The 18,856-nt window shown below is 65.3% G+C and carries 19 protein-coding genes; 8 read left to right on the plus strand and 11 right to left on the minus strand.

The window, feature by feature from the left end; translation table 11 throughout:
• Position 1: 1 nt before the first annotated feature.
• The 3 genes from POS17_RS12110 to POS17_RS12120 all read right to left on the minus strand — a co-directional run bounded on the left by POS17_RS12110 (position 2) and on the right by POS17_RS12120 (position 4,350).
• A complete protein-coding gene (locus POS17_RS12110) occupies positions 2-1,765 on the minus strand; it encodes an FAD-dependent oxidoreductase (protein WP_060838767.1) in 1,764 nt (587 codons plus the stop codon).
• 248 nt (positions 1,766-2,013) lie between these two features.
• Positions 2,014-3,387 carry a nucleotide 5'-monophosphate nucleosidase PpnN gene (gene ppnN / locus POS17_RS12115; protein WP_060838768.1) on the minus strand — a complete coding sequence of 458 codons (1,374 nt, stop codon included), beginning with the start codon at positions 3,385-3,387 and terminating at the stop codon, positions 2,014-2,016.
• 213 nt (positions 3,388-3,600) lie between these two features.
• A complete protein-coding gene (locus POS17_RS12120) occupies positions 3,601-4,350 on the minus strand; it encodes an SIR2 family NAD-dependent protein deacylase (protein ID WP_060838769.1) in 750 nt (249 codons plus the stop codon).
• Between the two features lie 181 nt (positions 4,351-4,531).
• On the opposite strand from POS17_RS12120, the gene POS17_RS12125 reads away from it, so the two are divergent.
• On the plus strand, positions 4,532-4,936 hold the full coding sequence (locus POS17_RS12125) for a response regulator (protein ID WP_060838770.1): 405 nt from the start codon (positions 4,532-4,534) through the stop codon (positions 4,934-4,936).
• A 33-nt stretch (positions 4,937-4,969) separates the two neighbouring features.
• Here the strand turns inward: POS17_RS12125 and POS17_RS12130 are convergent, their stop codons facing one another.
• The gene (locus POS17_RS12130) at positions 4,970-5,839 is read right to left on the minus strand and encodes an isocitrate lyase/PEP mutase family protein (protein WP_060838771.1); all 870 of its coding nucleotides are present in this window, start codon (positions 5,837-5,839) and stop codon (positions 4,970-4,972) included.
• Between the two features lie 437 nt (positions 5,840-6,276).
• On the opposite strand from POS17_RS12130, the gene POS17_RS12135 reads away from it, so the two are divergent.
• A complete protein-coding gene (locus POS17_RS12135; RefSeq protein WP_060838772.1) occupies positions 6,277-7,404 on the plus strand; it encodes a saccharopine dehydrogenase family protein in 1,128 nt (375 codons plus the stop codon).
• 7 nt (positions 7,405-7,411) lie between these two features.
• Here the strand turns inward: POS17_RS12135 and POS17_RS12140 are convergent, their stop codons facing one another.
• From POS17_RS12140 to POS17_RS12150, 3 genes are all read right to left on the minus strand, one after another.
• A complete protein-coding gene (locus POS17_RS12140; RefSeq protein ID WP_060838773.1) occupies positions 7,412-8,737 on the minus strand; it encodes a YncE family protein in 1,326 nt (441 codons plus the stop codon).
• A 140-nt stretch (positions 8,738-8,877) separates the two neighbouring features.
• Positions 8,878-9,825 carry a sensor domain-containing diguanylate cyclase gene (locus POS17_RS12145; protein WP_060838774.1) on the minus strand — a complete coding sequence of 316 codons (948 nt, stop codon included), beginning with the start codon at positions 9,823-9,825 and terminating at the stop codon, positions 8,878-8,880.
• Positions 9,826-9,828: 3 nt separating this feature from the next.
• Positions 9,829-10,818: a response regulator gene (locus POS17_RS12150; RefSeq protein ID WP_060838775.1), complete on the minus strand. Its 990-nt coding sequence runs from the start codon at positions 10,816-10,818 to the stop codon at positions 9,829-9,831.
• A gap of 232 nt (positions 10,819-11,050) precedes the next feature.
• On the opposite strand from POS17_RS12150, the gene POS17_RS12155 reads away from it, so the two are divergent.
• Positions 11,051-11,266 carry a hypothetical protein gene (locus POS17_RS12155; protein WP_060838776.1) on the plus strand — a complete coding sequence of 72 codons (216 nt, stop codon included), beginning with the start codon at positions 11,051-11,053 and terminating at the stop codon, positions 11,264-11,266.
• A gap of 66 nt (positions 11,267-11,332) precedes the next feature.
• Positions 11,333-11,869 (plus strand): DUF4174 domain-containing protein, encoded by a 537-nt coding sequence (locus POS17_RS12160; protein WP_060838777.1) that lies wholly within the window; start codon positions 11,333-11,335, stop codon positions 11,867-11,869.
• A gap of 42 nt (positions 11,870-11,911) precedes the next feature.
• On the opposite strand, the gene POS17_RS12165 is transcribed toward POS17_RS12160, so the two are convergent.
• Positions 11,912-13,087 (minus strand): aspartate aminotransferase family protein, encoded by a 1,176-nt coding sequence (locus tag POS17_RS12165; RefSeq protein ID WP_060838778.1) that lies wholly within the window; start codon positions 13,085-13,087, stop codon positions 11,912-11,914.
• Between the two features lie 102 nt (positions 13,088-13,189).
• On the opposite strand from POS17_RS12165, the gene POS17_RS12170 reads away from it, so the two are divergent.
• On the plus strand, positions 13,190-14,137 hold the full coding sequence (locus tag POS17_RS12170) for a LysR family transcriptional regulator (protein ID WP_060838779.1): 948 nt from the start codon (positions 13,190-13,192) through the stop codon (positions 14,135-14,137).
• Here POS17_RS12170 and POS17_RS12175 read toward each other — a convergent pair.
• Genes POS17_RS12175 through POS17_RS12185 form a run of 3 tightly spaced genes read right to left on the minus strand, consistent with a single transcriptional unit; the run spans position 14,089 to position 15,858 of the window.
• Positions 14,089-14,595 (minus strand): NUDIX hydrolase, encoded by a 507-nt coding sequence (locus POS17_RS12175; RefSeq protein WP_060838780.1) that lies wholly within the window; start codon positions 14,593-14,595, stop codon positions 14,089-14,091. The genes POS17_RS12170 and POS17_RS12175 overlap by 49 nt on opposite strands.
• A gap of 8 nt (positions 14,596-14,603) precedes the next feature.
• Positions 14,604-15,311 (minus strand): NUDIX hydrolase, encoded by a 708-nt coding sequence (locus POS17_RS12180; protein ID WP_060838781.1) that lies wholly within the window; start codon positions 15,309-15,311, stop codon positions 14,604-14,606.
• A gap of 1 nt (position 15,312) precedes the next feature.
• Positions 15,313-15,858: an adenylyltransferase/cytidyltransferase family protein gene (locus POS17_RS12185; RefSeq protein WP_060838782.1), complete on the minus strand. Its 546-nt coding sequence runs from the start codon at positions 15,856-15,858 to the stop codon at positions 15,313-15,315.
• Between the two features lie 181 nt (positions 15,859-16,039).
• Here POS17_RS12185 and POS17_RS12190 point away from each other — a divergent pair, with 181 nt between their 5' ends.
• From POS17_RS12190 to nadE, 3 genes are read left to right on the plus strand one after another with little or no spacing between them, the layout of a single operon-like run.
• Positions 16,040-16,687 carry a nicotinamidase gene (locus POS17_RS12190; RefSeq protein ID WP_060838783.1) on the plus strand — a complete coding sequence of 216 codons (648 nt, stop codon included), beginning with the start codon at positions 16,040-16,042 and terminating at the stop codon, positions 16,685-16,687.
• A 9-nt stretch (positions 16,688-16,696) separates the two neighbouring features.
• Positions 16,697-17,926 (plus strand): nicotinate phosphoribosyltransferase, encoded by a 1,230-nt coding sequence (pncB, locus tag POS17_RS12195; protein ID WP_060838784.1) that lies wholly within the window; start codon positions 16,697-16,699, stop codon positions 17,924-17,926.
• 1 nt (position 17,927) lies between these two features.
• Positions 17,928-18,755 carry an ammonia-dependent NAD(+) synthetase gene (gene nadE, locus POS17_RS12200; protein WP_060838785.1) on the plus strand — a complete coding sequence of 276 codons (828 nt, stop codon included), beginning with the start codon at positions 17,928-17,930 and terminating at the stop codon, positions 18,753-18,755.
• Positions 18,756-18,856: the final 101 nt, after the last annotated feature.

An 18,856-nucleotide genomic window follows, 5' to 3' on the forward strand; every position in this document is an offset into this window, starting at 1 on the left:
CTCAGCGGGGACTGGCCACGGCGACCGGAGGCAGTGCCGCTTCATAGGCATCGACCCCGGCCGCATGGCGCCCGGCGATGTAGCCGAAGGTCATGGCCGGGCCCAGGTTGATGCCGCCGGAGGGATAGAACCCGCCCATCACGCTGGCCATGTCGGTGCCCGCCGCATACAGCCCGGGGATCGCCGCGCCGGCCTGATCCAGCACCTGGGCCTGGGCATTGGTCTTGAGCCCGGCAAAGGTGCCGAAGCTGCCGGGCAGCACCTTCACCGCGTAGAACGGCCCCTGTTCGATGGGCGCCACGCAAGGGTTGGGGCCGGGGTACAGGGCGTCGCCCTGCTTGCGGTTGTAGGGGGTCGAGCCGCGGCCGAATTCCGGGTCCTGGCCGTGGCGGGCGTGCTGGTTGAAGTGCTGCACCGTGGCCTCCAGCGCTTGTGGGTCGATGCCGCATTGGCCGGCCAGGGCCGCGATGGAGTCGGCCCGCCGCAGGTAGCCGCTGCGCACCAGTGGGCCAACGGGGAGCGGGAAGGGGCGGGCATAACCCAGGCCGTAGCGGCGCTGGAAGCGATGGTCGCAGATCAGCCAGGAGGCCACTTCCTCGCCGGCCGGCACCTTCTCGACCATGGCGGCGGTGTAGTCGTAGTAACCGTCGGCCTCGTTGACGAAGCGCTTGCCGTTGGCCAGCACGCCGATCAATCCGGGCTTGGCCCGGTCGATGATGTGGGGAAAGTGTCCGACACTGCCGTCGGCATGGCGCACCCGCGATACCGGGGCCCAGGCCACCGGGCTGGCGAGGTCCGTGGCCAGCACCGCGCCGGCGGCTTCACCGAGGCGGATGCCATCCCCGGAACAGCTCAACGGGGGCAGCGCCAGATGCTGATCGACGCCTGGTGCCCGGGGAAACAGCGCCTGGCGCCGGGCCGGGTCATTGGCAAACCCGCCGGCGGCCAGCATCACGCCACGCCGGGCGCGGATTTCCCGCCGGCCTTGGGGCGTGTCCACCAGGGCGCCGTGCACCCCGTGTCGATCCTGCAGGAGCGAGCGGGCCGGCGCGGATTCCATGAGGGTGACCCCCAATTGCTCGGCGGACTTGGCCAGCCGGCCGATCAGCGCCACGCCGTTCACCAGGTGCATGGCCCGGCCGTGCAGCGCCAGGTCCCGCAGGTGACGGCTGAAACGCTTGGCGACATGCAGCAGCGACTTGAACGAACGGGTCATGCTGAGAAAGGCCCCGAGATCGGCACCGGCCATGATCGGCATGCCCATGAACGAGGTTTCCCGCAGGGTCTTGCGCAGGCGTTTCAGCAAGGGGCCGATGGCCCGCGCGTCATAGGGCGCGGCAATCACCTGGTGGCCCTCGATCCCGGCGCCGGGCACCTGGCCGTGGATGTCGGGGATGCCATTGCCATCGACGAATTGCAGGGCCGTGTGCTGCTCGAAGAAGGCCACCATCTGCGGCCCGTTATCCAGCAAGGCATCGATGCGCGCGGCGTCATAGCGTTCGCCCAGCTCATGCCTGAGGTAGGTGCGCGGTTGCTGCGGGTCTTCATCAATGCCGGCGCGGCGGGCCAGGGGGTTGCCGGGCACCCACATCCAGCCACCGGACCAGGCACTGGCACCGCCGAAAGTGGAATCCTTTTCCACCACTATCACTTGCAGGCCGTGCCAGGCGGCGGTCACCGCGCAGGCCAGGCCGGCTGCGCCGGAGCCGATTACCAGCAGGTCACAGTCCAGGGGGGAAAGGAGGGCAGCAGGGGCTTCACTCAAGATGACAGGCCTTTTTTAGCAAAAATTATAAAAAATGGAATGCTGTTCCGTTTTGTTGAAAAACTATTCCATAGCGCCAGGGAGGCTGTCAAACCGGCGCGTTGTTTTCGGCCAACGGTGTTGCGGGCAGGGAGGGAGGCCGCGCGGTACGGCCATGGCTGAGGGCACGGGCTCCAGCGGGGCAAAAAAAACGCCGCGCTCCCGGGAAAGGAGCGCGGCGTCGTGGGGCCGTCAAAGGCGTCGCCGGATCAGCTCACCACGCGGTAGCACGGCACATAGGCGGCGCCGCCGGGCAGCTTCATGCGGTGCTGCTCGACGAAGGCTTTGAGCAGTTGGTCCAGGGGCTGCATGATCGCCGGGTCACCGTGGATGCTGTACGGGCCTTTCTGTTCGATCAGGCGGATGCCCTGGTCCTTGACGTTGCCGGCGACGATGCCGGAGAACGCGCGGCGCAGGTTGGCCGCCAGTTCGTGGGGTGGCAGGGCGTGGTTCAGTTGCAGGTTGGCCATGTTCTCGTGGGTCGGATCGAAGGGGCGCTGGAAGCCCTCGTCGATTTTCAGCAGCCAGTTGAAATGGAAGGCGTCGTTGCGTTCGCGGCGGAACTGCTTGACGGTCTTGAGCCCCTCGGTCATCTGCCGGGCGACCTCCGCCGGGTTGTCGATGATGATCTGGTAGTGCTGCTGCGCCGCTTCGCCCAGGGTGGCCAGGACAAAGGCGTTGAGCTGTTCCAGATACGGCGCGGCGCTGCGCGGGCCGGTGAGGATCACCGGGAACGGCAGGTCGCGGTTGTCCGGGTGCATGAGGATGCCCAGCAGGTAGAGGAACTCCTCGGCGGTGCCGGCGCCCCCCGGGAAGATGATGATGCCGTGGCCGACGCGGACGAAGGCCTCCAGGCGCTTCTCGATGTCCGGCAGAATCACCAGCTCGTTGACGATCGGGTTGGGGGCCTCGGCGGCGATGATCCCCGGTTCGGTCAGGCCCAGGTAGCGGCTGCCGCTCATGCGCTGCTTGGCATGGGCGATGGTGGCGCCTTTCATCGGGCCTTTCATCACGCCCGGGCCGCAGCCGGTGCAGATGTCCAGTTTGCGCAGGCCCAGCTCATGGCCGACCTTCTTGGTGTACTTGTATTCCTCGGTATTGATCGAGTGACCGCCCCAGCACACCACCATTTTCGGCTCGACGCCGGGGCGCAGGGTGCGGGCGTTGCGCAGCAGGTGGAAGACATAGTCGGTGATGCCCTGGGAGCTCTCCAGGTCGATGCGCTGGCTGTCCAGTTCGTTCTCGGTGTAGACGATGTCGCGCAGGGCGCTGAAGAGCATTTCCCGGGTGCTGGCGATCATCTCGCCGTCGACGAAGGCGTCGGCCGGAGCATTGAGCAGTTCCAGGCGCACACCGCGGTCCTGCTGGTGAATGCGCACTTCGAAGTCGTGGTAGGCGTCGAGGATGGTCTTGGCGTTGTCGACGTGGGCGCCGGTATTGAGAATGGCCAGGGCGCACTGGCGGAACAGGGTGTAGATGCTGCCGGAGCCGGCGGCGCTGAGTTGTTGCACTTCACGTTGCGAGAGGGTCTCCAGGCTGCCTTTCGGGCTTACCGAAGCATTGATCACGTGTCTTTGCGGCATTAATCCATTTCCTGAAATCGGCGCCACCGCGCCAGGTGCGGTCAGTGGCGAAAAAACGGCGGGGCAGTGAACGAGCCACCGGTACGGGGCTTGGTTTCCAGCGGCAGGGCAAGAAAGCAAACGTCGTTGCGAGGTTGGTCGCTGCTTGAATCTACCTCATGCCGGGCCGTTTTGGCGGGAAAAATGACGATCCGCCCGGCCACGCCCGGTGAATCAGGCGAAGGCCCGCTGCACGAGTTGCGGCAGAAGCTGGCCGGCCGGGCCCGTCAGGCTGTACTCCTGGGGCGAGCGGCACTCTTGGGGCTGGGGATTGATGTGCACCACCCTGGCCCCCTGTTGCAGGGCCAGTTGGGGGATCTGCGCCGCCGGCTGCACCAGCCCCGAGGTCCCCACCGACAACAGCAGATCGCAGTCCTCGGCGGCCTTGAATGCGGCCTTGAGCACGGCGGGCGGCAGCGCTTCGCCGAACCACACCACGCCAGGGCGGATCTTGCCGTTGCAGCCGCTGCAGCGCGGTGGCTCCAGGCGGCTGCCGTGTTCCGCGAGCACCGGGGCGGCCGGTTCGCCGCGCCACGGGCGCTGGCAGGCAAAGCAGATCGGCGTGTGCAGGCTGCCATGCAGGTGCAGCACCGAAGGGCTGCCGGCGCGCTCGTGCAGGTCGTCGACGTTCTGGGTGATCAGGGTCAGGCGCGGCACCCGTCGCGCCAGTTCGGCTATGGCCAGGTGCGCCGGGTTGGGTTGGGCTTCGAGCACTTTCAGGCGCCGCCCTTCATACCAGCCCCAGACCAGCGCCGGGTCGGCACGGAAGGCCTGTGGCGTGGCCAGCTGTGCCGGGTCGAACTGCTCCCAGAGGCCGCTCAGGGCGTCGCGAAAGGTCGGGATGCCACTTTCCGCCGAGACTCCGGCGCCGGTGAACACCACCAGATGCCGGGCCCGGGCCAGGTATTGGGGATCGAACTCCATGGGTGACCGCTCTTTGTGGTTGCGTTGTTATCGGGCCTGCATTATCGCGGCCCCGCTCGGACCTGTCCGAAAAAATCACGGCGCACGCATCAGGAGTGAATTTATCCTCGCACCGCCGCTCATAACTCTTGTCAGCGGTCCTGTCCGCGCAATTCTCAACCTTCCAGGGAGTGTCAGCCCCATGTGCCCAGCCTCGTCCGTCAGCCCCGACGCCACCTCTCGCTTGATCCTGGTGGTGGAGGACGAACCGACGGTGCTGGAGTTCCTGTGCGAGATTCTGCAGGACGAGGGATTTGCCACCCAGGCCATGGACAGCGCCGATCGAGCCTGGGACTTTCTGCAGGCGCATGCTGCGCACGTGATCCTGATGCTGACCGATATCAGCATGCCCGGCACGCTCAATGGCGCCAGCCTGAGCAACCTGTGCGCGGAACGCTGGCCGTCGCTGCCGATCGTGGTGATGTCGGGTTTCGAGACCCCCGAGAGTTCCGGGGTGCGCTATCCGGTGACCTTCATCCGCAAGCCCTGGACCATCGGGCAGATCCTCGACTGCGTGGAAGGCGCGTTGAAATCGGCCCAGGGTTGAGGCGTTGCGCCTCACCCCGGCCAATCGCCGGTGTTACTCCTTGACGCTCATGAACTCCTTGGCCCAGACGATGTAGTCCTCGGGCTGGGTGTAGGTATGGGCCAGCTCGGTGGCACTCAGGTCCGAGGCCTGGGTGAAGATCTGCCGCTGCTCGCGCAGGCAGTCGTAGGTGGCCTTGATCGCGGCGAAGTAGGCGGCGTGGCCGTCCACCGCGATTTTCACCCCCAGCTCGGCCAGGCGTGCATCGTCGCGCAGTGCCGGGTTGCCGTAGGTCACCAGCATCAGCGGTACGCTCAGGTGCTCGGAGATCTGTTCCAGTTGCTCGAAATCGCGGATGCCGACCATGCAGATGGCGTCGGCGCCCGCGCGCTGGTACTGCTGGGTACGGCTGATGATTTCCTGCACCGGGAGGATGCCGGCGTTGGTCCGGGCGATGATCGCCAGCTCGGTGTCGACCCGGGCTTCCAGGGCGGCGCGGATCTTGCCGACGCCTTCGGCCACGGAAATCAGGTCGGTGGATTTGCGCCCGAACTGCGCCGGCAGCAGGGTGTCTTCGATGGTCAGCGCGGCGATGCCGGCCCGTTCCAGTTCCACCACGGTGCGCATCACGTTCAGCGCGTTGCCGTAGCCGTGGTCGGCGTCGGCGATCACCGGCAGCTGGGCCACGCGGCCGATTCGGGTGGCCTGCTCGGCGAATTCGCTGAGGGTGATCAGGGCGAAGTCGGGGGCTGCCAGAACCTGCAGCGAGGCCACGGAGCCTCCGAGGATGCCCACTTCAAAACCCAGGTCGGCGGCGATGCGGGCGGACATCGGGTCAAACACGGAAGCGGTGTGGTAGCAGGACGAGGAGGCGATCAGTTCACGGAAACCGCGGCGCAAATCTTGATGGGAAAGCCTGGACATAACAGCTCCGAGATAGGATCGAGAGATCGACCTTGAGGTCGAGTCAAATTTTGCAATCAGTTCCCTTGGCGAGCCGGGGAAAGAGCGGCTCGCAGCGAAACGTTAGTTGGGCAGATGAAGATGAAACAAGGTGGGTAGCAAGGCGTCTTTATCCCGCTCGGTTGCGCGAACCGGCAGGTTTGTTATGCGAGGCCGACATAGCAGGACGAGGCTATCACGCTGCAAGGCCGTAGTTGATGAGGAATTTGCATAGCATTATGCCGGACCGGCATTGGCAATTTTTTTCCAACTGAATATTACGGATGCCTGCCGAGGGGGCTTCAGGCGCGGATTGGCGTTGTTCGGGTACTTGTCGAGCGCTGGCAAATCAACCAAGCTGCCGCGCCTCGAATGGCAGCTTGGCAGCTGCGCAATGGCTTGGTTCAAGGATGCAGGTAATGACGCTCAGGGTGTTGGTGGTCGGTGGTTATGGCAATTTCGGCAGCATCGTCTGCCGCTATCTGATCCGTACGCCCGGGGTGCATCTGCTGATTTCCGGGCGCGACCCACGCAAGCTCGCGGCCAAGGTTCAGGCGCTGCAAGCCGAGGGTGGACAGCCCTGTGAAGGTTGGTGCGGCGATGCCATGGGCCCGCAGTGGGCGCCGGCGCTCAAGGCCCTGGACGTGCATTGGGTGATCCACACCGGAGGGCCGTTCCAGGGCCAGTCCTACGCGGTGGCCCAGGGCTGCATCGAGGCCGGGGTCAACTACTGCGACCTGGCCGACTGCCGCCAGTTCGTGCGCGGCATTGGCACGCTGGATGAGGCGGCCCGAGCCGCCGGGGTGACGGTGCTCAGCGGTTGCAGCTCGGTGCCGACCCTGTCGGCGGCGATCATCGATGAGCATCGCGGGCATTTTTCCCGCATCGAGCGCATCGAGCACGGCATTTCCTCCTCGGCGAAAATGCCCGGCCTGTCCACCATCCAGGGCGTGCTGGCCTATGCCGGTCGGCCGATCCTGCAACTCAAGGATGGCCGGCCGCACCCGGTGATCGGCTGGCAGGGCCTGACCCTGCGCAAGTTGCCGGGACTGGGCAGGCGCCTGGTGGCCAATGTCGATGTGCCGGACCTGGACTTGTTCGCCGAGCGTTACGGCGCCCACACCCTGAGCTTCAAGGCCGGTGCCGGGCTGAAGGTCGCCGGGCTGGCCAACGCCTTGCTGGCTCAGGCCGTGAAGCTCGGGCTGGTGCGCGACCCGGCGCCCTGGGCGGCGCGCCTGCATCGCTGCGGCACCTGGTTCGAAGGTTTTGGCGACGGCCTCAGCGCCCTGTATGTCGACGTCCATGGCCTGGGGCTGGATGGCCAGCCCCTGACGATGAACGCCCAGCTGACCGCGACCCACGACCACGGCCCGGAGATCCCCAGCTGCGCGGCAGTGGCGGTGGTGCACAAGCTGCTGGCCGGCCATGTACCGGCAGCGGGCGCCCGGTCCAGTGCCGGCGAGGTCAGCGTGGAGGAGTACCTGCGGGCAATCGACGACGCGGATCACCTGCAGATGCAGGTGAGTTTCTCGCGCCCGCCGGTTTAACGCCGCCTTACCACAGCAGGGGCTTGGCGAAGTCCTTCCAGAACAGCCAGCGCCGCAGTTCATGGTGTTCGCCGGTGCCGATCTGCCAGTCCGGGCGCCCGCCCTCCAGGGCGATCTTGACGATGATTCCGGCATAGGTCGCGGCCACCAGGGTCTTGCCATCGGGGCTGATGTCCATGGCGGTGAGGGTCGAGCCGATGTAGTGCTGCCAGCGCTGCTCGCCGGTTTCACTGAAAGCCCGCAGGTAGCCGTAGGCGTCGCCGATGATGAACTCGTCGCCCCGTGAAGCTGCGGCGTATACCCGGGCGCCTTCCTCCAGCACTGGGGTGCGCGGGTCGTCGCTGTAGAAGTCGGTGCTCAGCCCCGGCAGGTCGGCCACCGCCACCCCCAGGCTGGCGCCGCCATAGAAGTGGCAGGCGTTGAGCAGCAGGCTATCGCCGCGTGAGTTGAAGTGCGCGAAGTGCGGGTACTCGCTGGCGGGGCCGATCTGCGCGACCCGCTGCAACTGGGCATCGAACACCAGGTGCATGCCGCATTGTTCGCCCACGGCGATCCATTGGCCGTCGGGCGACACCGCGCCATGTTCCATGCACAGGCCAATGCTCAGGTCCTCGGAGGCGACGCCTTCGGCCAGGTCCTGCTGGATATCCTCAAGGCTGCGCAGCAGGCGGGTGGCGCCCTCGGCAGCCAGAACGAAGATACCGTCGGCGCTCACCAGCAGCACCCGGCGCCCGTCGGGGAAGGGAATCAGGCTGGAGGGAGCGGGGCGTCCGGTGTCTTCAAGCTCCACGCCCGCAGGCAGGTTCGCGTGGGGATCGGGCCAGGGGAAGCTCGCCACCTGCGGGCCATTCCAGCCATCGGTGAGCTGGATGCCGTCAGCCCGGCCCCAGGCGAAATAACGCCGTTGCGGGCACATGCCGAAGCATTCCACCTGCTCCAGGGTCTCGATCCGTGCATCGTCGATATGCACCACAAAGCCGGCCTCGTAGGGCGCACCGATGCGGGCCAGCAGGCTGCCGTCCGGCAACAGGGCCAGGGTCGGGATCATCCGCCCCTGGCTTTCCAGGCGCGGCGTCAGTGGGAAGTGCGCCGGCGGCCAGTCCTGGCGGAAGGCCTGGCGCGCGGCCTCATCATGGGGGCGCTGATTGCTCGCTTCCAGGGCCGCTTGCCAGTCCTGCAACAGGTGCTCGGTATCGGGCATGTTCGGCTCCTTCAAGCCCTTCCAGCCCTCGCGGGTGCCGGTTTCGACATAGTGGTTGATGTCGCGGGCATAGCTCAGCACGGCTTTCTGCCATTGCTCTTGCGGGGAGAGGTTCGAATTCGACTGGGACATGCGCACGGGACTCCTTGTGGCGCTGGAAAAGGCGTAGCAGACCGGGGGATTGACCGGAAAAGCGCGCAGTTTATCCCTTGGTGGCGGTTTTTTTTCAAGGGGCCTGAGTGCCCCTGCTCAAGGCGCCCGAGTGCCGCTGTTCAAGGTGCGTAGGTGCTGACCCGATTGCGCCCGGCGTGCTTGGAGGCGTACAGCGCCTGGTCTGCCCATTCGATCAGGCAGCGGTGATCGCGGGCCGGTCGGTCGAGGCAGGCGATGCCCAGGCTGATGGTGAAGGCGATGGCCTGGCCGTTGTGGATCACCTCCTGCTGCTCCACCGACTGGCGCAGGCGCTCCGCCAGGGTCTGGGCCCCGGTCAGGTCGGTGTGGGGCAGGAGGATGGCGAACTCTTCGCCGCCGTAACGCCCGGCCACATCGCTGTCGCGCACGTGCGCGTGGATCAGTTGCGAGACACGCTGGATCACCGCGTCCCCGGCCTGGTGCCCATGGCGATCGTTGATCGACTTGAAGTGGTCGATGTCCAGCATCAGCAGGGCGATGGCGCTGCCGTGGCGGCTGTACTCGAACGCCAGGCGCTGTTCCCAGTGACCGCGGTTGAACAGCTGGGTCAGGTGATCGATGCGCGACAGGTGCTGCAACTGCCGGTTGGCCTGCTGCAGCGCCAGGCTGTTGATCGCCACGTCGGTGACGTCGTAGATCACCAGGCAGACGTGGTGGATCTCGCTGTTGGACGAACGCAGCGGCAGCAGGGTGGTGTTCTGGTACATGAACTCGCCCTGGCCGGTGATCGGTTGGTAGTTCTTGAAGTGCACCAGGTACGGCCGTTGTTTCCAGATGGTGAAGGCCGGGGTGCCCAGGGCCACCACGCGACTCAGCTTGCGGCGGAACCAGGGCCGTTCGACCTCGGGGAACAGCGCGAAGAACGACTGGTCGATGGCCTGTTTGGAGGGCACGCCGGAACGGTTCTCCATAAAGCTGTTCCACACCTGGACCTGGCATTGGAGGTCGAGCACCACGATCCCCACGTCAATGCTCTGGACCACCGCCAGCAACCAGTGCAGCTCACTGAAATCCATTCGTTTGGGCATGGCTCAACTCATCAGGTAGGCGAGTTTCTGTTCCAGCAGGGGCATGGAGTCCTCGGTGAACAGCAGCAACAGGTCGAAGTGGATGTTCTGTTCCTCCAGGCTGTAGCTGATTTCCACCGCCTGGGTCTTTTTCCAGCGCTGCTGATTGAGCACGATCAATTCGTCGATGGTGGTGTGTTCCCCCAGCACCTGGGGGTGGCCCACGGAAAAGAACACGTCCAGCTGTTCGGCGATGCTGCTCAGGCACGCGCCGATCAACACGCTGGAGAGGTCGATCAGCACTTCCATTTCCTGGTAGGGATCGGTGCCTTGTTCCATCAGTTGGGCGATGTCCGCCACTTCCGAGTCGTAGAACATCAGCAAGGCTTCGCCGGCGATGCCGCTGCCGATGTAGCCCTGGCAGATGGCGGTCAATTGCCGGGCACGATTGGCGTCCGCCAGGAGCATCTGCAGCTCCCCGGCTTCCAGCACGTTGACGTGGGGAATCGGCAGGTGCACGAACACATCCAGCACCTTGGCGATCAGCGCCGCGGCGTAGCCCATGGAGACGTTGACGGTTTCCCGGAAGGCGTCGCGAAAGGTCACCACAGGAGCCGGCGAGGGCGCTATCGGATGCTTGAGAGGCGGACTGTCCAGCAGTTGCAGTTGCTTGAGCAGGGCGCGCAACTGCTGGGGATCGAAGGGTTTCTTGAGAAAGGCCAGGGCGCCCAGCTCGCGGGTGCGGCGCACCGCTTCTTCCTGGACATCGCCGGAGATGACGATGATCTGCGCGTCGATGCCTTCTTCCTGCACGGCGCTCAGGACCTGATAACCGTCCATGACCGGCATGGTCAGGTCCAGCAGTGCCACCTTGCCCAAGCCCCGGCGCAGCGCCTCCAGGCCCTCGCGACCGTTGCAGGCCTGGGTCACGGAAACCTGCCACTCGCTGGGCAGGGTCCGCAGCACCTGGTTTCGGGCCATGCTCGAGTCATCGCAGACGAGGAGGGGAATCATCGGGGTCGGACACTCATTCGAAAAAATCCGTGGCGGGATAGTGTTCGGGAATGTGGTGAGTTGTCGCTTTAACCAGTGTGTCGCAGGGCTGTCCGTGCCGCGCCGCACTATAGTTCGACGAGCGTCGGCAGAACAAGTGGCGGCTAATTGAGTTGTTTGTTCCAGGTCATTGTTCAGTGGATTCAAGGGCCATGTGACAGCCTGGCCTGGGCGCTCGCCATAGGGGGTGGGCATGAAGGGTACTGGATCCGCGCCTTGCTCCAAGGCGCTCGACGTTTGCCCGCGCCATTGCGCGGGCAGCCCGGTCGCGGCCCTGTATATGCAACAAAACCTTACGCGCCAGGCCGTCCGGTTCGAGGTCAAAAACGCCGCAGCCCGGATTCTGCGCCGTCTGGCGGCGATGGCGGCGCACGCCTGGGCCGCGGCGCAGAAAAATGTCAGATTTTGAGTCCCGGCCTGGACCTTTTCCCGCAATGCGCAATCATTACTGCGTGGAAAACATAAGGAGAGACGCATGTTCATTCGGTCATTGACCCTCGCTACTCTGCTCGCTGTCGCCGGCCCTGTCCTGGCTGCCGACAACGATGGCCCACTGACTCAGGACCTGGGCAAATCACGGCCATTGATCGTGATCGCCCCCAGCACCGTCGACCCGACCCTGGTCAGCCTGAAAAAGTCCCTGGAAGAGCCGGCAACCCGTCAAGCCTTTAACGAACGCAACATGGTCCTGTACACCGTGATCAACACCATCGGCCAGCGCGATGGCAAGGACATCGACCCGCAATCCACCATGGCCCTGATCCGCAGCCTCAAGCTTGGAGCCGGGGCGCAGACCAAGGTGATCCTGGTGGGCAAGGACGGTGAGAAGAAGCTGGAGCACTCCGGGGCGATTGAACTCAAGGAGGTCTTCACGGCCGTCGATCAGTTGCCCGCCGCGGAGAAACAGGCCGCTGCACCGGCCCCGGCTCCCGAGCCCGAAGCCAAGCCGGCCAACGCCAAAGCCAGTAAAGCGGCCAAGCCCGCCGCCGCTCCCAAGGCCCTGGACGATTGATCCGGGGCACCGGGGCGGGCCCGGGCCGCGCTCCGGTGTCGTTCAAGCAGCGTTGAGGAGCTGCCGCAGGCCCTGAACGATCTGCTCCACTTCAGCTTCATCGATCACCAGCGGCGGCAGCAGGCGAATGGTCTTGCCGCGGGTGACATTGATCAGCAAAGCGTGATCCCTCGCGGCGATCTGCACCAGGTCCCGCGGTGTGTTGCGCAACTCGATGCCAACCATCAGACCCTGCCCGCGAATCTCCAGGACCTGGGCATGGCCCTGCAACTCCTCCCGCAGGCGCCGCAACAGCAGCGCACCCTGGCGCTCGGCATTGGCCAGCAGATTTTGCTCCTCGATGATCTCCAGCACGGTGCACGCCGCCCGACAGGCCAGGGGGTTGCCGCCAAAGGTGCTGCCGTGGCTGCCGGGGGTGAAGAGTTGCGCGGCCTTGCCCCGGGCCAGGCAGGCGCCGATGGGAATGCCGTTGCCCAGGCCCTTGGCCAGGGTCATCACATCCGGCACCACGCCTTCGTGCTGACAGGCGAACCAGCGTCCGGTACGGCCGACACCGCTCTGGATCTCGTCCAGCATCAGCAGCCAGTTGCGCCGGGTGCACAGCTCGCGCAGGGCCTTGAGGTAGCCGGCGGGCGCCAGCCGGATGCCGCTCTCGCCCTGGATCGGCTCCAGCAACACTGCGCAGATGCGTGGGCCGTGCTCGGCAACGACGGCCTGCAGCGCCTTGAGGTCAGCGAAGGGCACCCGGAGAAAATCCCCTGGCAACTGGCCATAGTTCAGGCGCACGGCGGGCCCGTCGCTGGCCGCCAGGGTACCCAGGGTGCGGCCATGGAAGGCGTCCTCCATGACCACCACCAGGGGCTGTTCGATGCCCCTGTGCCAGCCGTGCAGCCGCGCCAGCTTGAGCGCGGTTTCGTTGGCTTCGGCGCCCGAGTTGTTGAAAAAGGCCCGGTCCATCCCGGCCAGCGCGGTCAGTCGGGTGGCCAGCTGTTGCTGCCAGTGGATGTCGTACAGGTTGGAACTGTGCAGCAACAGGCCGGCCTGTTCGCTGATGGCCTTGACCAGTTTGGGGTGTGCGTGGCCGATGGCCGTTACCGCGACCCCGGCGATGGCGTCCAGGTACTCGCGACCGGCCTGGTCCCAAAGTCGACTGCCCAAACCCTTGCAGAAGCTCAGGGCCAGGGGCTGGTAGGTGCTCATCAGGCAGGCGGCGGTCATGGCGGGCGACTCCATCTTGTTGGGGTGTGCGGCCAGTATCGTTAGTCACTCAGGCTAGATAAACTCGGCAATTCTTTAATCATCTTGAAGTCAGGGTTGATAATGGATCTGTTCCAGGCGATGTCGGTGTACGTCAAGGTGGTGGAGGCGGGGAACATGACCGCTGCGGCCCGTGAGTGCGGTTTGTCCACCACCATGGTCGGCAATCATCTGCGGGCTTTGGAGCAGCGCCTTGGGGTGCGCCTGCTCAACCGCACCACGCGACGCCAGCGCCTGACCGAGTTCGGCACTGATTACTACCAGCGCTGTCTGGCGGTGCTGGGGTTGGTGGCGGACTCCGAGCGCCTGGCGGAGCAGGCCCAGGGCGAGCCTTCCGGGACCTTGCGCATCACCGCGCCGCTGACCTTTGGCACCGAGCGCCTGGCGCCGGCCTTGAGCGAGTTCCAGCAGCGCTGCCCGCAGGTCAAGGTGGAACTGACCCTGGCCAACCAGCGCTTCGATCTGAGTGATGGCGCTTTTGACGTGGCCGTGCGCCTGGGCAACCTGGACACCTCGGCGCTGATCGCCCGGCGGCTGCAGGATTACACCCTGACCATCTGCGCCGCGCCGGAGTACCTGGAGCGCTGCGGCACCCCGCAAGTCCCGGAAGACCTGCAGCATCACAACTGCCTGGCGTTCGCCTACCCGGCCGGTGACGAGTGGAGTTCCACCGCCACCCGCTGGCCCTTGCGCGGGCCCGAGGGCGATGTGCTGATTCCGGTGTCCGGCTCGTTGCTGACCAATACCTCGTCCGGCCTGCACCGCGCGGCCCGGGGCGGCCTGGGGCTGGTGATGATGCCCGACGCGCTGGTGGAGGAGGACCTGCAGCAGGGCCGGTTAGTGCCGGTGCTGCAGGACTATCAGTTGCCGTTTCGGACCATGCACCTGCTGTATGCCCAGGACCGCTACCGCCTGCCCAAGCTGCGCAGCTTCGTCGATTTCGCCCTGGAAAAATGGGGGCGTCAGGCCGACTCGGCGGCCAGCAGCATCATCGCTGCGGACAAGGTATGAGCGTCGGTGATCCGGCCGGCGGCGATCATGGCCAGCAGCTCCTGGCGGCTGACCCACAGCACATGGTCCACCTCGCCGTCGGTGGCGGCGCTCTGCTGCTCGGTGACCTGTACCTGACACACCGCCACCGCGCTGGCGATCAGTGAGGTATTGCTGTGCAGCAAGCCCAGCTGGCGCACGGACGAAGCCTGCCGGCCGGTTTCTTCCAGCAGCTCCCGGACCGCGGCGTCACAGGCGCTTTCCCCGGCATCGATGGCGCCCCGGGGAAACTCGATGGACTGGCCGCCAATGGCCCGGCGCTTGAGCTCGACCAGCATCAGCCGGCCATCGGCCAGGGTCGGCACGGCCACCACGCCGTTGATCGCCTGGGCTTCCTTGATGATGAAGTAGCCGTTTTCGCGGACCACCTTGAAGTAGGGGGTTTGCAGCAGGCATTGGTTGTCGGGGGTGGAACTCATGGGCGTTATTACTCCAGGAAACAACGATCGAACAGGTACAGCTCGGTGGGCTTGAGGCTTTCCACCGTGGCTTGCGGGCGGCCACCATCGCCGCTTTTCTTGCGCCCGGTTTCCTGCAGGTAACCGGCTTCGCTCATCTTCAGCAGGCGCTGGCGGATGCTGGTCTTGAGCACCGGCCGTTGCAGCACCCGGGAGAAGATACTCACCGCCTCGGGGGCGCTGAATTCCTGGCCGAGAAACATCAGCGGCAGGCTGCTGTACAGGGATTTGGAAAACAGCCGCTCCCTGGTCTGGGCCACCAGGCTGTTGTGGTCGAACGGCAGTTTGAAGGCGCCGCTGGCCACCTCGCCGAGGGCAAAGAAACCCTGCTGCGGGCCCGGCTGCACCGGGTCGCTGACGATCCCCAGGTAGAAGGTCGAGGACGACCAGCAGCGCGGGTCGCGGAAGGCGTCGCCCACGGTGCCCACCTGTTCCAGCCAGGCCAGGGGCATGTCGACCTTGCTCGAACGGCGCAGGCGTTCCACGGCGTCATTCAGGCTGCGGTCCTCGACATCGCCGTTGACCACGATGCCCGGCAGCGCCCAGTGTCCGGCAAATGGCTCGCTGTCCCGTTGGTGAAGGAGGATTTCCAGCTCGCAGCGCTCGCGGTTGTAGCGCAACAGGCACAGGTCGATGGTGTGCAGGTAGGCGCTGGGGAGGGGGGGGCGGTCTTGCATATCAACTTCCGTGGACGGCGTAGAGGCCGTAGTTTAGCGGATTCAGGCCCGGTGCCAGCCACTGCTTGGGCGGTGTTTCGCCCCGGGCCAGGCACTGGCGCAACACGCTGCTGCGCACTCCGGGCTGTTCCTCGATGCAGAGGATGGAAAAGCGTTGCAGCAATTCTTCGCCGCGATGGAACCTGGGCAACTGCCGCGCCACGTCTTCACCCACCACCAGGGCGATGCGCTTGCCATCCAGGGCCAGGTCGTCGGCCAGGCGTTGCAGCAGGGTGAAGCTGTAGACCGGACCCGGGTCGGCCAGGGCCAGCTGCCGCTCCAGGCGGCTGACCGCCAGCTCGGCCTGGCACTCGGGCTGCAAGTGCGTGGTGATCGCCTGCAACCAGTTGGCCCGTTGCTCGAAATCGGCCATGCGCTTGCCATCCGGGTGGTGGAAGCTCGGGACTACCAGGACCCGGCGGGCATGGCGCGCGGCTTCGAGCATCACCTGGGCGTGTCCGGCGTGGGGCGGGTTGAAGGCACCGCCATAGAGGGCCAGTTCAAACATCTGCTTTTCCTCGTTTGGTACATGACGTGTACCTTATCATCGCTTTTGCCTGTGGAACATCTTCTTTTTCAGCTGGCTTTATCAGTGCGTTTTAGCAGAAGGATAAAAATAAAATGCGTTGGGGCTTGCCATGAAAGTACATGACATGTACTTTGTGCTCCATGCAGAGGAGAGACCCAGCATGAACAGCCAAACGATGAAGACCGCTTCCTTCGATGTCGATGCGCAAAAGAGCTTCACCCCGCTGTGCCCGGACGAGCTGCCCGTGGCCGAAGGCGACCGCATCGGTGGCGAACTGAATTTCATGGCGACCCTGGCCAGCCTGCGCATTGGCAGCAAGGATGCCCACAGCCCCCAGGCGCCCTGGGTGGTGGCCGGGCATCAACAGATGCTTCAGCCCACCGGCCTGGAACATGCCGACCTGACCTGGGTCAGCCACTGCGTGCCGGGCACCGCAGGCTTCACCCTGCTGGATGAATTGCCCACGCCCTATGACTACGACTACTTCGTGTGGAAGGGCGTGGAGCCGGACCTGCACCCCTACGGTGCCTGCTACCACGACCTGCACGGCAAGCTGTCCACCGGGGTCATCGAGTACCTCAACAGCCAGGGCGTGCAACAGGTCATCGTCGGCGGCCTGGCCCTGGATTTCTGCGTCAAGACCACCGCGCTGCAGCTGGCCGCCGCCGGCTTCAGGGTGATCATCCACCTGCCGGCGTGCCGGGCCATCAGCGCCGAGGGCGCCACCCGGGCCATCGCCGACATGCAACAAGCGGGCATCACGGTTGCCGCGACCCGCGAAGAAACCGCCAGACTGGCCAAGGCTTGAGGAGTCATCATGGAAAGTGCATTCGACCGTAACAACGGCGTGATTCAGAGCCTGCTGGACACCGACTACTACACCTTCACCATGATGCAGGCGGTGCTGCACCAGCACCCCAATGTCGACGTGGAATACCAGTTCATCGTGCGCTCCAAAGAGTCCCTGGTGCACCTGATCCCCGAGATCCGCCAGGAGCTGGAAAAACTCGCCGGCCTGCAGATGCGCGAAGGCGAACAGCGCTTTCTGTTCAACAAGCGCTTCCGCGAATACCTGACCCCGGATTTCGAGCAGTTTCTCGGCCTGTTCCGCTTCAACCTGCGCTACATCCACGTGGCCGCCGTCGATGGCCAGCTGAGCATCCGCGTCCGTGGCCCGATGCTGCACTGCATCATGTTCGAACAGCCGGTACTGGCCATGGTCAGCGAGCTGCGCAACCGCGATAAATACCCCGAGGTGGAGCTGGAGGACGTCACCCGCCGGCTCTACCAGAAGTTCGAATGGCTGGAGAAAAACGCCAGCCGCGACGAACTCGCCGAGTTCCGCGTCTCGGATTTTTCCACCCGCCGGCGCCTGTCGTTCAAGGCCCAGCGCGAAGTGGTGAAGATCATGCGCAGCGACTTTCCCGGGGTCTTCGTCGGCACCAGCAATGCCCACCTGGCCTATGAGTTCGACCTGCCGCTGATCGGCACCATGGCCCACCAGTGGCTGATGGTGCACCAGCAACTGGGACGGCTGCGGGAGAGCCAGAATGCGGCCCTGGAGAATTGGGTGCACGAGTACCGCGGACGCCTGGGCATCGCCTTGACCGACTGCATCAGCACCGACTTCTTCCTCAAGGATTTCGACCTGTACTTCGCCAAGCTCTACGACGGCCTGCGCCAGGATTCCGGGGATCCGCTGCTCTGGGCCGACAAGGTCCTGGCCCGCTACCGCGAACTGGGCATCGACCCGCGAACCAAGGACCTGATGTTCTCCGACGGCCTGAACTTCGAGAAATGCCTGCCGATCCTGCGCCACGTGCGCGGCCAGGCCCGGTTCGGTTTCGGCATGGGCACCAGCCTGGCTTGCGACGTCGAAGGCGTCGAGCCGCTGAGCATCGTGATGAAGCTGGTGCGGGTGCATGGCGAGCCGGTGGTGAAGTTCTCCGACGACCCGATCAAGAACGTCTGCGAAGACCCGTCGTTCCTGCGCTACGCGGCCCAGGTGTTCAACGTCGATCTTGCCCACTCGCCCCTGGAGGCCTGACATGAGCAACCCAACCCAAGAACGTATCGCCCGGGAACTGGGCGTCGACCGGCAACTGGTGCGCGGTGGCGAGGCCGCCGAGATCGCCCGGCGCGTGGACTTTATCCAGCAGGTGCTGCGCGAGTCCGGGTGCGGCACCCTGGTGCTGGGCATCAGCGGCGGAGTCGACTCCCTGACCGCCGGCCGCCTGTGCCAACTGGCGGTGGAGCAACTGCGCGGGGCAGGGCATGAGGCCCGCTTCATCGCCATGCGCCTGCCCTACAAGAACCAGGCGGACGAAAGCGATGCCCAGGCGTCCCTGGACTTCATCGGTGCCGATGCCGTCAGTACCTGCAACATTGCCGACAGCGTCGACGGCCTGATGAGCCAGGTGCGGATCGACGGCTTGCAGCCTTCAGCGGCCCTCACGGACTTTGCCAAGGGCAACGTCAAGGCCCGGGCGCGGATGATCGCGCAGTACGCCGTGGCCAACTTCAGCAATGGCCTGGTGGTGGGCACCGACCACGCTGCCGAGGCCCTGATGGGCTTCTTCACCAAGTATGGCGACGGCGCCTGCGACCTGGCCCCGTTGTCGGGCCTGACCAAGACCCAGGTGCGGCTGCTGGCCGATGCCCTCGGCGCGCCAGGCCATCTGGTGCACAAGGCGCCCACCGCGGACCTGGAGGAACTGGCTCCGGGCAAGCTGGACGAAACGGCTTACGGTTGCAGCTACGAAGAAATCGATGCCTACCTGATGGGCCAAACGGTGCCCGATAGCGTGCGCCAACTGATTGAAAGCGCCTACCGGCGCACCGCTCACAAACGCGCCTTGCCCCGCAGTCCCGCCTGAGCCGACGCCTTCGCCGGCAAGCCGGCTCCTACTCCATCACCCCCGGCCGTAGGAGCTGGCTTGCCAGCGAACAACCGCGACTGCCAAGCGCGGCCACCCGC

It is taken from the genome of Pseudomonas sp. Os17 (genome assembly GCF_001547895.1).
In the GTDB taxonomy this organism is placed as follows: Bacteria; Pseudomonadota; Gammaproteobacteria; order Pseudomonadales; family Pseudomonadaceae; genus Aquipseudomonas.

Excerpts from the sequence above, each read along its gene's own strand:
- ppnN (WP_060838768.1), bottom strand. The coding sequence starts at position 3,387 with ATGCCGCAAAGACACGTGATCAATGCTTCGGTAAGCCCGAAAGGCAGC.
- POS17_RS12120 (WP_060838769.1), bottom strand. The coding sequence starts at position 4,350 with ATGGAGTTCGATCCCCAATACCTGGCCCGGGCCCGGCATCTGGTGGTG.
- POS17_RS12125 (WP_060838770.1), top strand. The coding sequence starts at position 4,532 with ATGTGCCCAGCCTCGTCCGTCAGCCCCGACGCCACCTCTCGCTTGATC.
- POS17_RS12130 (WP_060838771.1), bottom strand. The coding sequence starts at position 5,839 with ATGTCCAGGCTTTCCCATCAAGATTTGCGCCGCGGTTTCCGTGAACTG.
- POS17_RS12135 (WP_060838772.1), top strand. The coding sequence starts at position 6,277 with ATGACGCTCAGGGTGTTGGTGGTCGGTGGTTATGGCAATTTCGGCAGC.
- POS17_RS12140 (WP_060838773.1), bottom strand. The coding sequence starts at position 8,737 with ATGTCCCAGTCGAATTCGAACCTCTCCCCGCAAGAGCAATGGCAGAAA.
- POS17_RS12145 (WP_060838774.1), bottom strand. The coding sequence starts at position 9,825 with ATGCCCAAACGAATGGATTTCAGTGAGCTGCACTGGTTGCTGGCGGTG.
- POS17_RS12150 (WP_060838775.1), bottom strand. The coding sequence starts at position 10,818 with ATGATTCCCCTCCTCGTCTGCGATGACTCGAGCATGGCCCGAAACCAG.
- POS17_RS12155 (WP_060838776.1), top strand. The coding sequence starts at position 11,051 with ATGAAGGGTACTGGATCCGCGCCTTGCTCCAAGGCGCTCGACGTTTGC.
- POS17_RS12160 (WP_060838777.1), top strand. The coding sequence starts at position 11,333 with ATGTTCATTCGGTCATTGACCCTCGCTACTCTGCTCGCTGTCGCCGGC.
- POS17_RS12165 (WP_060838778.1), bottom strand. The coding sequence starts at position 13,087 with ATGACCGCCGCCTGCCTGATGAGCACCTACCAGCCCCTGGCCCTGAGC.
- POS17_RS12170 (WP_060838779.1), top strand. The coding sequence starts at position 13,190 with ATGGATCTGTTCCAGGCGATGTCGGTGTACGTCAAGGTGGTGGAGGCG.
- POS17_RS12175 (WP_060838780.1), bottom strand. The coding sequence starts at position 14,595 with ATGAGTTCCACCCCCGACAACCAATGCCTGCTGCAAACCCCCTACTTC.
- POS17_RS12180 (WP_060838781.1), bottom strand. The coding sequence starts at position 15,311 with ATGCAAGACCGCCCCCCCCTCCCCAGCGCCTACCTGCACACCATCGAC.
- POS17_RS12185 (WP_060838782.1), bottom strand. The coding sequence starts at position 15,858 with ATGTTTGAACTGGCCCTCTATGGCGGTGCCTTCAACCCGCCCCACGCC.
- POS17_RS12190 (WP_060838783.1), top strand. The coding sequence starts at position 16,040 with ATGAACAGCCAAACGATGAAGACCGCTTCCTTCGATGTCGATGCGCAA.
- pncB (WP_060838784.1), top strand. The coding sequence starts at position 16,697 with ATGGAAAGTGCATTCGACCGTAACAACGGCGTGATTCAGAGCCTGCTG.
- nadE (WP_060838785.1), top strand. The coding sequence starts at position 17,928 with ATGAGCAACCCAACCCAAGAACGTATCGCCCGGGAACTGGGCGTCGAC.